The sequence below is a fragment of the Streptomyces sp. ISL-66 genome, from assembly GCF_018614135.1.
Lineage (GTDB): Bacteria > Actinomycetota > Actinomycetes > Streptomycetales > Streptomycetaceae > Streptomyces.
Genome location: NZ_JAGGOW010000147.1, coordinates 1 through 13,572, shown reverse-complemented (window position 1 = coordinate 13,572; position 13,572 = coordinate 1). Strand labels below are relative to the sequence as shown.

The following is a 13,572-nucleotide window of genomic DNA, read 5'->3' as shown; positions in this document are numbered from 1 at the left end:
GGTCAGCCGGGGCCGGGGCCTGGTCAGCCGGGGCCGCATCGTCCGGGGTGCGCGCCGGGACCCGCGCCTGCGCCGGGTCCGGTGCCGGAACCGCCGGATCGGTCTGCTGACTGTCGGACATGGGCGCTCCCCGCGTACCTGTCTCCGCCGGCCGCCCGCAGCGGCACATCTGGCGGAGATTCAACCAGGTCCCCCACCCGGATCGGCCCGGCGGGCCGCAAACACCGCCCTGAGGAGCTCAGCCGGTCACGGCAACGCCGCGAGGTGCCCCCCGTGCCGGGTGACGCGACCCGGTGAACCCGTCCGGTCACGGGACTAGCGCGACAGGGAGACCGGCTGCGCCGAGACCGAGGTGAGGGACGGGGAGGGCGCGGCGAGGGGGGCCGACGAGGGGAGGGCCGGGGCGACGCCCGAACGCGGGATCCGGTTCTCCCGGGCCACCGCGTCGAACACCGGCACCACGGGGCCCGTACGCGCGGCGGGGGCTTCGCCCCTGGCGTTGGGCTCGATCGCGTCCAGCGGCAGTGAGCCGCCCAGCGCGATCGCGGCGAACGACACCGCCCCGGCGGCCGCGAAGGCCAGCCGGCGCCGCGAGCGGCCCACCTCATGTATCGGGAAGCCCCGCTGCGGCGCGGCCGCCGCCGAGGGCACGTAGCCGAACGAGGAGAAGGGACCGGCCGCCGACGGCGGGCCGGTGGGACCCGACGGACCGGACGGGCCGTCAGGACTGCCGCCCGGCAGCCCTTGGAGGCGCGCCAGCAGCCCCGCGGACAGCGGGGGCGGCGCACTCTCCACGAACAGGGTCTTCAGGCGCCGCTGCGCATCGGCCTCGGCCTTGCACTTGGGACACGTCGCCAGGTGCGCCAGCACCCGCTCGCGCGCATCGTGACCCAGCTCCCCGTCCACGAGGGCGGCGAGCCGGTCGCCCAGATGCTGCTCGGCGGAGGACGCCCGATCGGCGGACGACGGGGACGGACTGATCCCGCTCACTCGATTCCGCCCTCCCCGGCGCCGGGCGCGCCCGCCGCCACCCCCGCGAGCGCACGCTGCTCCGCACGGGCCTCGGGAGACCGGTGCTTGAGCGCCTTGCGCAGGTGCGAGCGGCCCCGGTGGATACGGCTGCGCACGGTGCCGAGCTTCACGCCGAGCGTGGCGGCGATCTCCTCGTAGGAAAGGCCCTCGATGTCGCACAGCACCACGGCCGCACGGAACTCGGGCGCGAGCGTGTCCAGCGCCTGCTGCACGTCCGCGTCGAAGTGGGTGTCATGGAGCACCTGCTGGGGAGACGGCTCGCGGCTCGGCAGCCGCTCGGCGGCGTCGTCGGCGAGCGCGTCGAAGCGGATCCGCTGCTTGCGGCGGACCATGTCCAGGAACAGGTTCGTGGTGATCCGGTGCAGCCAGCCCTCGAAGGTGCCGGGGGTGTACGTGGACAGCGAGCGGAATACGCGTACGAAGACCTCCTGCGTCAGGTCCTCGGCGTCGTGCTGGTTACCCGTCAGCCGGTAGGCGAGACGGTAGACCCGCGCACTGTGCGTGCTGACGATCTCCTCCCACGAGGGAGGGGTCCACGCCTGTGAGCCCGCATCGGCGGCAAAGGTCGCGGTGGTTGCGGTGTCTACGGTGCGGAAACGGTCAGCAATGTTGGTCACGGATCTCGGCTCACCGGCCGACCAGAAGAGGCGTCGGAGGACACCCCCACGATCCACAGGCGCAGCCGCACCTCCCCTGTCGGCTCTGGTGGTGTCCAGCGGATTCCCTACCATAGCCACCCCTCCCGTCAGCTCCGGATAAGCATTTTTGCAGTAACTTTGCACGGGGCTTCGGTCCCGGGCCGGCCTTGCGTCTCTACTGCTCTCAACGCCCGGTCCCATCTGCGGGTTCCCGACTCCAACGGATACAGTCACCGTTGCGCCAACTATGGGGACAGGAGAGGGTCATTAGCGGCAACCGGCAGACGAGCTGGGCGTTCGCCGACGCGTTTGTCGCCGAAGACGACGCTCTGCGATGGGCCCGCGACCGGTCCAGGGAAGCGGGACTGCGCTCCGTCTCCCCCGGCACCGGGGCCGCGCTGCGCCTGCTCGCCGCCACCGCGGACGCCAAGGCGGTCGCCGAGATCGGCACCGGAACGGGCGTGTCCGGCATCCACCTCCTGCACGGCATGCGCGCCGACGGCGTCCTGACCACCGTGGACCCCGAACCCGACCGGCAGGCTTTCGCCCGCCAGGCCTTCCGCGCCGCCGGCTTCGCGGGCAACCGCGCCCGCTTCATCCCGGGCCGCGCGCTCGACGTCCTGCCCCGGCTCGCCGACGGCGGGTACGACCTCGTCTTCTGCGACGGGGACCCGACCGAGTCCCTCGACTACCTCGCTGAATCGTTGCGCCTGCTGCGCCCCGGCGGTCTGGTCTGCTTCGAGGGCGTCTTCTCCGACGGCCGCACGGTCGACTCCGCGGCCCAGCCGCCGGAGGTCCTGCGCGTCCGCGAGCTGCTCCGCAGCGTCCGCGAGAGCCCCGCCCTGGAAGCCGCGCTGCTCCCGGTCGGCGACGGCCTCCTGTGCGCGGTCCGCCGCTGAGGCTGCTCGCTCCGGGCTCTCCCCGGCTTTCCCGGAATCTCCCCCGAATCTCCCCGGAAAATGAGACAACACTGCCCCGGACGCGGTGAGCGACCGGGGCAGTGCAGAGAATTCAGATGGTGTCGGTGCCCCTAAGGACTAGCCCACGACCTTCTTCAGGGCGTCACCCAGGGCGTCCGCCTCGTCCGGAGTCAGCTCGACGACGAGCCGACCGCCGCCCTCGAGCGGTACGCGCATGACGATGCCCCGCCCCTCCTTGGTGACCTCGAGCGGGCCGTCGCCCGTCCGCGGCTTCATGGCCGCCATGCTCGTTCCCCTTCCTGAAACCAGCTCATCGTCAGCCGACGGCCCCGTTCAGGCGCCTAGTACCCGGCATCGAACACATTGCTTCCAGGCCATTATCCCGCATGTCAGGACCCGATGACCAACATCGGGTGGGAACGCTTGCGCAACGCGCTCGACCAAAACCACTCATTTCGGGGACCTGCCTGCGATACTTCGCCGCCGCACACAGAGACCGCCGTCCGGATTGTTTGACGCACATCACATGTGGAAGGGGGTCCCGGTCCGCCATGCTGGCCCTTGCACCGGCCAGTACCGGCCGGTAGCCAGCCCGCGACGAAGGGGGACCCCCGGCATGGCCGACAGCGTGCTCTACGAAGTGACCGACGGACTCGCGACCATCACGATCAACCGTCCCGAAGCCATGAACGCCATGAACACCGAGACCAAAGTCGCGCTGCGCGACGCGGTACGGGCGGCGGGCGCGGACACGGCGGTACGGGCGGTCCTGCTCACCGCGGCCGGCAACCGGGCGTTCTGCGTCGGCCAGGACCTCAAGGAACACATCGGGTCCCTGACGGCCGACCGCGAGACCGGGTCCTCGGTCACCATGAGCACGGTCGCGGAGCACTACAACCCGATCGTGCGGGCGCTCACGGAAATGCCGAAGCCGGTGGTCGCGGGCGTGAACGGCGTCGCGGCGGGCGCGGGCTTCGGCTTCGCGCTGGCGGCGGACTTCCGGGTGGTCGCGGACACGGCCTCCTTCAACACCTCCTTCGCGGGGGTCGCCCTGACCGCCGACTCGGGCGTCTCCTGGACGCTCCCCCGGCTGATCGGGGCCTCGCGCGCCTCGGACCTGCTGCTCTTCCCCCGCTCGGTGAAGGCCCCCGAGGCGCTGGAACTGGGCATCGCGAACCGCGTCGTCCCCTCCGACGAGCTGGCCGCGCAGGCCTTCGCCGTGGCGCGCCGGCTCGCGCAGGGCCCGACGGTCGCGTACGCCGCGCTGAAGGAGTCCCTGGCGTACGGGGCCTCCCGGTCCCTCTCCGAGGCGCTGGACCACGAGGACACCCTCCAGACCCGCGCGGGCGCCTCGCAGGACCACGCGATCGCCGTGGCCGCCTTCCTCTCGAAGCAGCCGCCGACATACCTGGGCCGCTGACCCGGACCCCCGGGGCCGGCCGATCAGTAGCCGACCCCGGTGAGGCCCGTTCCCGCTCGCGGGCCCGACCGCCGCGTCACGTGCCCGCGGGCACGTGACGCCGCTGCGCCCGACATCCGGCGGCCGGCCCCGGGGAAGGTCGGATCAGGTCGGGCCGGGTCGTGTCAGGTCAGCTCGCGGGCCACGCAGCCGCCCAGGTGGTCGTTGACCAGGCCGCAGGCCTGCATCAGGGCGTAGGCGGTCGTCGGACCGACGAACCGGATGCCCTCCTTCTTCAGCGCCTTCGCCAGCGCCGTCGACTCCGGTGTCACCGCGGGGATCTGCGCCATCGACTCCGGCGCGGCGCGCCCGCGCCCGGACTCCTGCGCCCCGGGGGCGTGGGACCAGATCAGCCGGTCCAGGTCCCCCGGCGCCCACCCGGCCAGGGTCTTCGCGTTGGCCAGGGTCGCCTCGATCTTCGCCCGGTTGCGGATGATCCCCTCGTCAGCGAGCAGCCGCTCCGCGTCCGCCGCCCCGAACTCGGCGACCTTCGCGATGTGGAAGCCCGCGAACGCGGCCCTGAAACCCTCCCGCTTCCGCAGGATCGTCAGCCACGACAGCCCCGACTGGAACGCCTCCAGGCACAGCCGCTCGTACAGCGCGTCGTCCCCGCGGACCGGACGCCCCCACTCCGTGTCGTGGTACGCCACGTAGTCCGCAGTGGCCAGCCCCCACGGGCACCGCAGCCCTCCGTCGGGCCCCGCGACGGCCCCGCTCACTGGGCACCGTCCTTGGTCAGGTCCACCGCGGTCGCACCCGGAGCACCGGCGACACCCGCATCAGAAACACCCGCACTGGAAACACCCCCGCGAGGAGCACCCGCGCCGGAAACACCCGCGCTGAGCTCCGCGATCCGCGCGTCCCGCTCGGCCAGCTCGGCCGCCAGCCGTTCCAGTACGTCGTCCACCTCGGCCATCCGGTACCCCCGCGGAGCCACCGGCAGCCGCAGTTCGTCGATGTCCGCCCGGACGACCGGGCGGTTCTCCGGCAGGCCGTCGGACACCCGGTCCGGTTCGGCTTCCGGAAGCACGGCCTCGGCTCCGCCGCCGGCAACCGCCAGGGTGACCGCGGCGACGACCACGACCAGCGCGATGAGCAAGAACGCGAACACGATCAACTCCCCTGAGAAGACTCCGACCATCAGGTTAAGGTCGCAGACGAGGCGCAAGGGCCGCCGAAGGAGGAAAGAGCAGGATGCTGCGACTGGGCAGGCGCGAGTTCGACACCCACGAGCCGGTGATCATGGCCATCGTGAACCGGACCCCTGACTCCTTCTACGACCAGGGCGCGACCTTCCGCGACGAGCCCGCCCTGGACCGGGTGGAGCAGGCGGTCGCCGAGGGCGCCGCGATCATCGACATCGGCGGCGTCAAGGCAGGCCCGGGCGAGCACGTGGACGCGGCCGAGGAGGCCCGCCGGACGGTCGGCTTCGTCACCGAGGTGCGCCGTCGCCATCCCGACGTGGTGATCAGCGTCGACACCTGGCGGCACGAGGTCGGCGAGGCGGTCTGCGAGGCCGGTGCCGACCTGCTGAACGACGCGTGGGGCGGGGTCGACCCGAAGCTCGCGGAGGTCGCCGCGCGCTACGACGCGGGCATCGTCTGCACCCACGCGGGCGGGGCCGAGCCGCGGACCCGGCCGCACCGGACCTCGTACGAGGACGTCATGCAGGACATCCTGCGGGTCACGGTCGGGCTCGCCGAGCGCGCGGCCTCGCTGGGCGTCCGCAGGGACGCGATCATGATCGATCCGGGGCACGACTTCGGGAAGAACACCCGGCACTCCCTGGAGGCCACCCGCCGCCTCGCGGAGATGGCCGACACGGGCTGGCCGGTCCTGGTCTCCTTGTCCAACAAGGACTTCGTCGGCGAGACCCTCGACAAGCCGGTCAAGGAACGCCTCCTCGGCACCCTGGCGACCACGGCCGTCTCGGCCTGGCTCGGCGCCCGGGTCTACCGCGTCCACGAAGTCGCGGAAACCAAGCAGATCCTCGACATGGTCGCCTCCATCCAGGGCCACCGCCCCCCGGCGGTCGCCCGCCGCGGCCTCGCCTGAGCCCACCACGCGACGGCTGGAGGCGACGGCGCGAACGCGGAGAGCCCCCGGTGTCCGGGGGCTCCCTGGCGCGGCGCGTGGTCGGCCGCGCCCGCGACCGCCTACTTGCCGACTTCCTTCGTCACCAGCGCGATCGCCTCTTCCACGTCGTCCGTGACGTGGAAGAGGTACAGGTCCCGCTCCGACGCCTTGCCCTGCGCGATGACCGTGGTCTTCAGCCAGTCGATGAGCCCGCTCCAGTACTCCGTGCCGAAGAGCACGATCGGGAAGCGGGTGATCTTCTGCGTCTGGACCAGGGTCAGGGCCTCGAACAGCTCGTCCAGCGTGCCGAGGCCGCCCGGCAGGACCACGAAGCCCTGGCTGTACTTCACGAACATCGTCTTGCGGACGAAGAAGTAGCGGAAGTTCAGCCCGAGGTCGACGTGCTGGTTCAGCCCCTGCTCGAAGGGGAGCTCGATGCCCAGGCCCACCGAGATGCCGTTGGCCTCCCGCGCACCCTTGTTGGCCGCCTCCATCGCACCCGGACCGCCGCCCGTGATGACCGCGAAGCCGGCCTCGACGAGCGCGCCGCCGATCCGCACGCCGGCCTCGTACTCCGGCGATCCCTCGGGGGTCCGGGCCGAGCCGAACACACTGATCGCCGGCGGCAGCTCCGCGAGCGTGCCGAAGCCCTCGATGAACTCCGACTGGATGCGCAGGACCCGCCAGGGATCGGTGTGCACCCACTCGGACGGCCCGGCCGAATCCAGCAGCCGCTGGTCCGTCGTACTGCCGGCCTGCACCTGGCTCCGCCTCCTCAGCACCGGTCCGAGCTGCTGCTCCTCGGGACGACGACGAGCGGACCCGTCGGGGTTGCCCATGATGTGCTCCCTCCTGCTGATCGTTGGATCAGGGTAGGCGCACAAAGGTGACGAGAAGCGGAATTCACGAGGTCAACCAGGCGCGGAGTCGTTCCTCGCAGTGGAGGATCGCCTTCGTCTCGACGCGCTCGTCGACCTTGTGGGCCAGCAGCGCGTCGCCCGGGCCGTAGTTGACCGCCGGGACGCCCAGCGCGCTGAAGCGGGAGACGTCCGTCCAGCCGAACTTCGGCATGGCGTGGCCTCCGACGGCCTCCATGAAGGCCGCGGCGGCCGGGTGGGAGAGGCCGGGCAGCGCGCCGGGCGAGGAGTCGTCGACCACGAACTCCTCGATCTCGCAGTCCGCGAAGACCTCCCGTACGTGGGCCAGCGCCTCGGCCTCGCTGCGGTCCGGGGCGTAGCGGTAGTTGACCGTCACGGTGCACCCGTCGGGGATGACGTTGTTGGCGACGCCGCCTTCGATGCGGACCGCGTTGAGGCCCTCGTGGTACTCGAGGCCGTCGATGACCGGCTTGCGCGGCTCGTAGGCGGCGAGCCTCGCGAGGATCGGGCTCGCGGTGTGGATGGCGTTGGAGCCCATCCAGCTGCGCGCCGAGTGGGCCCGCTCGCCGGCGGTGCGCAGCAGCACGCGCAGGGTGCCCTGGCAGCCGCCCTCGACCTCGGCGTTCGACGGCTCCAGCAGGACCGCGAAGTCGCCGGTCAGCCAGTCGGGGTGGGCTTCGGCGACCTTGCCGAGGCCGTTGAGGTCGGCGGCGACCTCTTCCTGGTCGTAGAAGACGAAGGTGAGGTCGCGGTTGGGCTCCGGCACGGTCGCGGCGATGCGCAGCTGCACGGCGACGCCGGACTTCATGTCGGTGGTGCCGCAGCCCCACAGGACGTCGTTCTCGTCGAGACGCGAGGGCACGTTGCCGGCGATGGGCACGGTGTCGAGGTGGCCGGCGAGTACGACGCGTTCGGCGCGGCCGAGGTGGGTGCGCGCGACGACGTTGTTGCCGAAGCGGTCCACGGTCAGGTGCGGGAGGCCCCGCAGCGCGCGTTCCACGAGGTCGGCGAGTACCTTCTCGTCGCCGCTCACGGAGGGGATGTCGACGAGCCGGGCGGTCAGCTCGGCGGCGTCCTGGGTGAGGTCCAGCTCGGATTCGGGCATGGAACCGACCCTAACGCCCCGGGCTTCGCCAACGCCTTGTCCGTCCGGCCGATGGACGCGTCGGGGGGCTCAAGTACGGTGGGCGGCGTGTCGCAGACCGATCAGTCCCGTCCTCGCCGCCGCCGTCGCCCGATCCGCTGGGCTGCTGGTTTCCTCGTGCTGATCGCGGTCGCGGGCTATTTCGTCGCGCAGCGCGGTTCCAACGGCGGGGGCGGCGCGCCCTACTGCACCGCCTCGGTCAACGCGATGGGCAGCGGCAAGGGCGAGAGCGGCCAGTACTACGAGATGTCCACGGAGCAGGCGGCGAATGCGACGACGATAGCCGCCGTCGGCGTCTCCAAGGGGATGCCGGACCGGGCCGTGACGATCGCGCTGGCGACGGCCATGCAGGAGTCGGCGCTGCGCAACCTCGATCACGGCGACCGGGACTCGCTGGGCCTGTTCCAGCAGCGGCCCTCGCAGGGCTGGGGCACGCCCGCGCAGATCATGGATCCGGTGTACTCGGCCGGGATCTTCTACGACCGGCTCGCCGAGGTCAAGGGCTACTCGCGGCTCCCGCTGACGGTGGCGGCGCAGAAGGTCCAGCTCAGCGGCTTCCCGCAGGCGTACGCGAAGCACGAGCCGGACGCGACCGTACTGACGACGGCCTTCGTCGGCGGCGGCCACCTGGCCTGCACCGGGCCCGCGCCCACCGAGCCCGGCGACCCGGCGAAGGTGCGGACGGAGCTGGCCCGGCTGCTCGGCAAGAGCGGGCTGCAGACGGTGGGGACGGCGCCGGCGGAACCGGCCGGGGCGGGCGACGGCGGCAGCGGCGGCAAGGCGGTCCCCGAGTCCGAGGTGAGGCTGGTGGCGAAGCGGGACGGCGGCGAGGCGGCGGCGCGCGCGGGCCGGGTGCTCGCGCAGTGGGCGGTGGCCAACTCCGGCGGGCTGTCCATCGCGCGCGTCTCCTACGCCCCCCACCTGTGGATCGCGGGCAAGGACGGCGATCGCTGGCAGGACAGGAGCGCCGCCGGGGCGAAGGGCGGCAACAACGCGGACCCGGCCCCCGCGGTGCCGGGCGAGGTACGGATCTTCGTGCGCGGCTGAGGCACCCCGAGCCGCCCACCCGGCCACGCCTCCGGTCATTCCCAGCAGCTCCCCCGGCTGCGCCCTCGGTCATTCCCAGCGGCTCCCCCGGCTGCGCCCTCGGCCGCGCCCCCGGCTGCTCCCGGGGTTGCTCGCTCGACCGTGCGATCCGTCCCCCGTGCGGGTTCTACCCGTACGGCGGACACGCGGGCCGCCGCGGGCACACAAGCGCAGGTCGGCGCCCGTCCCATGCGGTTGTCGCGGAAGCCGATTAAACGATGCGTTACCGATCCTTTACCCACCGGCTCCGCAACTCGCGCACCACCGCGAGCGGTTGTACCGGCGTACTCAGCCGCTACCGCTTAGGAGCAACATGTCCCTCCCCCTGACCCGCCGGATCGCCCGTACCGCGCTGCTCCTCGCAGCCGGGGCAGCGCCCGTGGTCGGTGCGGCCGGCGTGGCCAGCGCCGCGGGCCTGGAGTCCGTGCCGCAGCTGGGCGCGCTCACCGCACCGGACGCCGCGGCCCCTGCCGTGGACGACACCACCGCGACGGCCGCGGAGACCGCGGACTCGGCGACCCAGGCCCTCCCCGCCGTTCCGGCCGCCCCCGCCGACCTGGCCGGCACGGCGGGCTCCCTCCTCGGCGGCCTCCCGGCCGGCCTCCCGGCCGGCCTGCCGGGCGGGCTTCCCGGTGGCCTTCCGGGCGGTGTCCCCGGCCTCGGCTAGCCAGGGCGGCCACAGGAACGCCGAGGGGGCCGGGAGCACGAACTCCCGGCCCCCTCGGGCTGTTCACCGCACAGGCGCGCCGCAGACCGGCGCCGCAGACCGGCGCCACGGACCGGCGCCACGGACCGGCGCCACGGACCGGCGCCACGCCTACCGGGCCAGGCCTAGGCCAGCCGCTTGACCGCCGCCTCGACGCGCTCGTCGGTGGCCGTGAAGGCCACCCGGACGTGGCGCGCGCCCGCCTCGCCGTAGAAGTCGCCCGGCGCGACCAGGATGCCCAGTCCCGCGAGGTGGGCCACCGTGTCCCAGCAGGGCTCGTCGCGGGTCACCCACAGGTACAGGCTGGCCTCGCTGTGCTCGACGCGGAAGCCGTGCGCCTCCAGGGCCGTGCGCAGCGCCGCGCGGCGGGCCGCGTAGCGCGCCCGCTGCTCCTCGACGTGCGCGTCGTCGCCGAGCGCCGCCACGGTGGCCGCCTGCACCGGGGCCGGGGTCATCATGCCGCCGTGCTTGCGGATCTGCAGCAGCTCGCCGAGCACGTCGGCGTCGCCGGCGACGAAGGCGGCCCGGTAGCCGGCCAGGTTGGAGCGCTTGGAGAGCGAGTGGACGGCGACGAGGCCCTCGTAGGAGCCCCCGCAGACGTCGTCGTGCAGCACGGAGACGGGCTCGGCGTCCCAGCCCAGTTCCAGGTAGCACTCGTCACTGAAGATCAGGATCCCGTGCTCGCGCGCCCAGGCAACGATCCGGACGAGCTCCTCCTTGGGGAGGACCGCACCGGTGGGATTGGACGGGGAGTTGAGCCACAGCAGCTTCACGCGGGCCGGGTCGAGGTCGGCGGTCGGGTCGTCGTAGACCACGGGTTCGGCGCCGCACAGGCGCGCGCCGACCTCGTACGTCGGGTAGGCGAGCCGGGGGTAGGCGACCTGGTCCCCGGCCCCGAGGCCGAGCTGGGTCGGCAGCCAGGCCACCAGTTCCTTGGAGCCGACGACCGGCAGGACGTTGCGGTGCCCGGCGGCGCTCGCGCCGAGGCGGCCGCGGACCCATCCGGTGATCGCGTCGCGCAGGGCGGCCGTGCCCCACACCGTGGGGTAGCCCGGGGAGTCGGCGGCCTCGATGAGGGCGCGCTGGATCAGCTGCGGCACCGGATCGACGGGCGTGCCGACGGACAGGTCGACGATGCCGTCGGCGTGGGCCGCCGCCGTCGCCTTGTACGGCTCCAGCTTGTCCCAGGGGAAGACGGGAAGACGGGCTGAGACTGCGGCCACGATGCGCTCTTTTCGCTTTCCAGGTGTTCCGTGCGTTCCAGATGTTCTACGGGTGCTGCGGGTCCTGCGACTGCTGCGGGTCCTGCGGGGTGAAACGCCTCGGTCCCGTCCGGCTGCGAGGCCGAACGGGACCGAGGGGCGCTCAGGCGGTACCGACCGTCAGTGGCTCGGGTTGATGTCCGCCGGAAGCGCTGCGATGAAGGGGTGGTCGCGCTCGATCAGGCCGAGCTTGGAGGCACCACCGGGCGAACCGAGCTCGTCGAAGAACTCGACGTTCGCCTTGTAGTAGTCCTTCCACTCCTCCGGAGTGTCGTCCTCGTAGAAGATGGCCTCGACCGGGCAGACCGGCTCACACGCACCACAGTCGACGCACTCGTCCGGGTGGATGTACAAGGACCGCTGGCCCTCGTAGATGCAGTCGACGGGGCACTCTTCGATGCATGCCTTGTCCTTGACGTCGACACAAGGCTCCGCGATGACGTAGGTCACGCTCTCGTTCCTCCTCGGTAGGGCTTTCCATATCGCGCGGGAGCGCGGCGTCGTCGATGCCCGCCTCTAGTATCTCCGTTCCCGGGCACGATCCGAACAGGAGGGGCGGACAGAGCTGTGGAATTCACTGCCGGCGGACGGCTGGAGATCCGGATTACACCATCTGACGTGGGTAAACGTGTCTCCGTGCGACGGGTGGAGCGCGGGTCGGGCGCAGGCCCCTCGTTCACGGACACGGTAGGGGTTCTCACATCCTGGAACGACGGTGTGGTGACGATCACACGCAAGACCGGTGAGAGCGTCCGCATCGCGGAATCCGCCCTGGTCGCGGGCAAGGTCGTGCCTGCCGCGCCGGCCCGCCGCAGGGGCCCCGCGGCCTCCTTCGAGGAGCTCGCGCGGGTCGGCGCGCGGGCCTGGCCGCCGCTGGAGAGCGAACCGCTGGGCGAATGGACGCTGCGCGCGGCCGCCGGGTTCACCCGGCGGGCCAACTCCGTGCTGCCGCTGGGCGATCCCGGGATACCGCTGGGCGATGCACTCGCCCGAGTGACCTCCTGGTACGCGGAAAGGGGACTTCCCGCCTACGTCCAGGCCGCCACGGGAGCCGCGGGCACCCACGAATTGCTGTGCGCGGAGCTGGAGGACCGGGGCTGGGCGCGGGAGGTCTCGGCGGAGGTCCGGACCGGCGGACTTGCGGCGCTGGCGGACGTGGACGACCGGGTGCTCACCACCGCCGGGGAGGTACGTCTGACCCGTGCCCCGGACGAGGAGTGGCTCGCCCGCTACGGGCGGGTCGAGGACCCGGAGGTCGCCCGGCGGGTGCTGACGGCGGGCCCTTCGGTGTGGTTCGCGGCGCTGCCCGGCCGGGCGATCGGGCGGCTCGTGGTCGACGGCCGGTGGGCGGGCTTCGCGGCGGTCGAGGTCGATCCGGAGCACCGGCGGCGGGGTCTGGCGACGGCCGTGATGGCGGCGCTGGCGCGGCGGGCGCTGGAAGAGGGCGCCTCGGCCGCCTGGCTCCAGGTGGAGAGCGACAACGCGGCGGCGCGGGCGCTGTACGGGGCGCTGGGCTTCGAGGTCCACCACGGCTACCACCACTACCGCCGGACGGCGGCATGAGCACGGGGCCCTGGCGCGAACGGTTCGCGGCGGAGGCGCGGGCGGAGCGGCCCGACCTGTCGGCGCTGTGCCTGCTGCTCGCCACGGAGGGCGATCCGCAGCTCGACGAACGGGCCATGGACTGGGCGCAGATCGAGCTGGACAGGCTGGCCGGGATGCTCCCGTACGGGCTGCGGGACGCCCGCGCGTGGGCCTCGGCGGTGACCGAACTGCTGGGCGGGCGGATGGGGTTCCACGGGACCCCCGCCGACTATGACCGGCTCTCGTCCTCGTTCCTGCACGAGGTGCTGCGGCGGCGCCGGGGGCTGCCGATCCTGCTGTCCGTCGTCTGGATGGAGGTGGCCCGGCGGGCCGGCGCCCCGGTGTACGGGCTGGCCCTGCCGGGGCACTTCGTCGTCGGGTTCGGGGATCCGCAGGAGGGCGTGGTCGTCGACCCGTTCGCGGGGGGCGCCTCGCTGGGCGCGGGTCCGGCGGAGCTGGCGGCCGGGCCCCGGGTCGCGGCGCGGACCCTGGACATCGTCCTGCGCGTCCTGAACAACATCCGCGCGTGGGCCTCGGCCCGTCCGGAGCACTCCGCGGTGGCCCTGTGGGCGCTGGACCTGGCGCTGCTCCTGCCCTCGCATCCGGCGGCGCTGCGCTACGAGCGGGCGAAGGTGCTCGTCGAGCGGGGCGACTTCGCCAACGGGGCGGCGGAGCTGGAGTCCTACGCGCTGATCGTCGACGTGATCGACCCACCGGCGGCCGGCCGCATCCGCGCGGAGGCGAAGTCGGCCAGGGCCCTGCTGAACTAGGTCCTGTCTGGAGTCCA

General features: G+C 72.7%; 16 protein-coding genes. 7 read left to right on the top strand and 9 right to left on the bottom strand.

Features of this window, described 5'->3' with window-relative positions; all coding sequences use genetic code 11:
• Nucleotides 1-315: 315 nt before the first annotated feature.
• Both J7E97_RS26885 and sigE read right to left on the bottom strand, forming a co-directional pair.
• Entirely contained in the window at nucleotides 316-990 is a 675-nt protein-coding gene (locus tag J7E97_RS26885) for an anti-sigma factor (protein WP_215032298.1), read from the bottom strand.
• On the bottom strand, nucleotides 987-1,763 hold the full coding sequence (sigE, locus tag J7E97_RS26880; protein WP_215032295.1) for an RNA polymerase sigma factor SigE: 777 nt from the start codon (nucleotides 1,761-1,763) through the stop codon (nucleotides 987-989). The genes J7E97_RS26885 and sigE overlap by 4 nt, the downstream gene beginning before the upstream one ends.
• A gap of 143 nt (nucleotides 1,764-1,906) precedes the next feature.
• Here sigE and J7E97_RS26875 point away from each other — a divergent pair, with 143 nt between their 5' ends.
• Nucleotides 1,907-2,569 (top strand): O-methyltransferase, encoded by a 663-nt coding sequence (locus J7E97_RS26875; protein WP_215032292.1) that lies wholly within the window; start codon nucleotides 1,907-1,909, stop codon nucleotides 2,567-2,569.
• 138 nt (nucleotides 2,570-2,707) lie between these two features.
• Here the strand turns inward: J7E97_RS26875 and J7E97_RS26870 are convergent, their stop codons facing one another.
• Entirely contained in the window at nucleotides 2,708-2,875 is a 168-nt protein-coding gene (locus J7E97_RS26870; protein WP_003966491.1) for a DUF3117 domain-containing protein, read from the bottom strand.
• A gap of 331 nt (nucleotides 2,876-3,206) precedes the next feature.
• Here J7E97_RS26870 and J7E97_RS26865 point away from each other — a divergent pair, with 331 nt between their 5' ends.
• On the top strand, nucleotides 3,207-4,010 hold the full coding sequence (locus tag J7E97_RS26865) for an enoyl-CoA hydratase/isomerase family protein (RefSeq protein WP_215032289.1): 804 nt from the start codon (nucleotides 3,207-3,209) through the stop codon (nucleotides 4,008-4,010).
• 164 nt (nucleotides 4,011-4,174) lie between these two features.
• Here J7E97_RS26865 and J7E97_RS26860 read toward each other — a convergent pair whose 3' ends face one another.
• Complete coding sequence (locus J7E97_RS26860; protein ID WP_215032286.1) at nucleotides 4,175-4,768, bottom strand: DNA-3-methyladenine glycosylase I; 594 nt, start codon at nucleotides 4,766-4,768, stop codon at nucleotides 4,175-4,177.
• The gene (locus J7E97_RS26855) at nucleotides 4,765-5,166 is read right to left on the bottom strand and encodes a DivIVA domain-containing protein (RefSeq protein WP_215032301.1); all 402 of its coding nucleotides are present in this window, start codon (nucleotides 5,164-5,166) and stop codon (nucleotides 4,765-4,767) included. The genes J7E97_RS26860 and J7E97_RS26855 overlap by 4 nt, the downstream gene beginning before the upstream one ends.
• A gap of 77 nt (nucleotides 5,167-5,243) precedes the next feature.
• Here J7E97_RS26855 and folP point away from each other — a divergent pair, with 77 nt between their 5' ends.
• The gene (gene folP, locus J7E97_RS26850) at nucleotides 5,244-6,104 is read left to right on the top strand and encodes a dihydropteroate synthase (RefSeq protein WP_215032283.1); all 861 of its coding nucleotides are present in this window, start codon (nucleotides 5,244-5,246) and stop codon (nucleotides 6,102-6,104) included.
• A gap of 101 nt (nucleotides 6,105-6,205) precedes the next feature.
• Here the strand turns inward: folP and J7E97_RS26845 are convergent, their stop codons facing one another.
• Complete coding sequence (locus J7E97_RS26845) at nucleotides 6,206-6,964, bottom strand: TIGR00730 family Rossman fold protein (protein WP_215032280.1); 759 nt, start codon at nucleotides 6,962-6,964, stop codon at nucleotides 6,206-6,208.
• Between the two features lie 64 nt (nucleotides 6,965-7,028).
• The gene (gene dapE, locus J7E97_RS26840; RefSeq protein ID WP_215032278.1) at nucleotides 7,029-8,108 is read right to left on the bottom strand and encodes a succinyl-diaminopimelate desuccinylase; all 1,080 of its coding nucleotides are present in this window, start codon (nucleotides 8,106-8,108) and stop codon (nucleotides 7,029-7,031) included.
• A gap of 78 nt (nucleotides 8,109-8,186) precedes the next feature.
• On the opposite strand from dapE, the gene J7E97_RS26835 reads away from it, so the two are divergent.
• The gene (locus tag J7E97_RS26835) at nucleotides 8,187-9,194 is read left to right on the top strand and encodes a hypothetical protein (RefSeq protein ID WP_374224242.1); all 1,008 of its coding nucleotides are present in this window, start codon (nucleotides 8,187-8,189) and stop codon (nucleotides 9,192-9,194) included.
• A gap of 352 nt (nucleotides 9,195-9,546) precedes the next feature.
• The gene (locus tag J7E97_RS26830; protein WP_215032274.1) at nucleotides 9,547-9,900 is read left to right on the top strand and encodes an ATP-binding protein; all 354 of its coding nucleotides are present in this window, start codon (nucleotides 9,547-9,549) and stop codon (nucleotides 9,898-9,900) included.
• Between the two features lie 164 nt (nucleotides 9,901-10,064).
• Here the strand turns inward: J7E97_RS26830 and dapC are convergent, their stop codons facing one another.
• The gene (gene dapC, locus J7E97_RS26825; protein WP_215032272.1) at nucleotides 10,065-11,162 is read right to left on the bottom strand and encodes a succinyldiaminopimelate transaminase; all 1,098 of its coding nucleotides are present in this window, start codon (nucleotides 11,160-11,162) and stop codon (nucleotides 10,065-10,067) included.
• A gap of 159 nt (nucleotides 11,163-11,321) precedes the next feature.
• Complete coding sequence (fdxA, locus tag J7E97_RS26820) at nucleotides 11,322-11,651, bottom strand: ferredoxin (RefSeq protein ID WP_030868357.1); 330 nt, start codon at nucleotides 11,649-11,651, stop codon at nucleotides 11,322-11,324.
• 117 nt (nucleotides 11,652-11,768) lie between these two features.
• Here fdxA and J7E97_RS26815 point away from each other — a divergent pair, with 117 nt between their 5' ends.
• Together J7E97_RS26815 and J7E97_RS26810 are read left to right on the top strand one after the other, a co-directional pair.
• Nucleotides 11,769-12,764: a GNAT family N-acetyltransferase gene (locus J7E97_RS26815; RefSeq protein ID WP_215032270.1), complete on the top strand. Its 996-nt coding sequence runs from the start codon at nucleotides 11,769-11,771 to the stop codon at nucleotides 12,762-12,764.
• The gene (locus tag J7E97_RS26810; protein ID WP_215032268.1) at nucleotides 12,761-13,555 is read left to right on the top strand and encodes a transglutaminase-like domain-containing protein; all 795 of its coding nucleotides are present in this window, start codon (nucleotides 12,761-12,763) and stop codon (nucleotides 13,553-13,555) included. The genes J7E97_RS26815 and J7E97_RS26810 overlap by 4 nt, the downstream gene beginning before the upstream one ends.
• Nucleotides 13,556-13,572 lie beyond the last annotated feature (17 nt).

Coding starts and splice junctions, on each gene's coding strand:
- sigE (WP_215032295.1), bottom strand. CDS start 1,763: ATGGTAGGGAATCCGCTGGACACCACCAGAGCCGACAGGGGAGGTGCG.
- J7E97_RS26870 (WP_003966491.1), bottom strand. CDS start 2,875: ATGGCGGCCATGAAGCCGCGGACGGGCGACGGCCCGCTCGAGGTCACC.
- J7E97_RS26865 (WP_215032289.1), top strand. CDS start 3,207: ATGGCCGACAGCGTGCTCTACGAAGTGACCGACGGACTCGCGACCATC.
- folP (WP_215032283.1), top strand. CDS start 5,244: ATGCTGCGACTGGGCAGGCGCGAGTTCGACACCCACGAGCCGGTGATC.
- J7E97_RS26845 (WP_215032280.1), bottom strand. CDS start 6,964: ATGGGCAACCCCGACGGGTCCGCTCGTCGTCGTCCCGAGGAGCAGCAG.
- dapE (WP_215032278.1), bottom strand. CDS start 8,108: ATGCCCGAATCCGAGCTGGACCTCACCCAGGACGCCGCCGAGCTGACC.
- J7E97_RS26830 (WP_215032274.1), top strand. CDS start 9,547: ATGTCCCTCCCCCTGACCCGCCGGATCGCCCGTACCGCGCTGCTCCTC.
- J7E97_RS26810 (WP_215032268.1), top strand. CDS start 12,761: ATGAGCACGGGGCCCTGGCGCGAACGGTTCGCGGCGGAGGCGCGGGCG.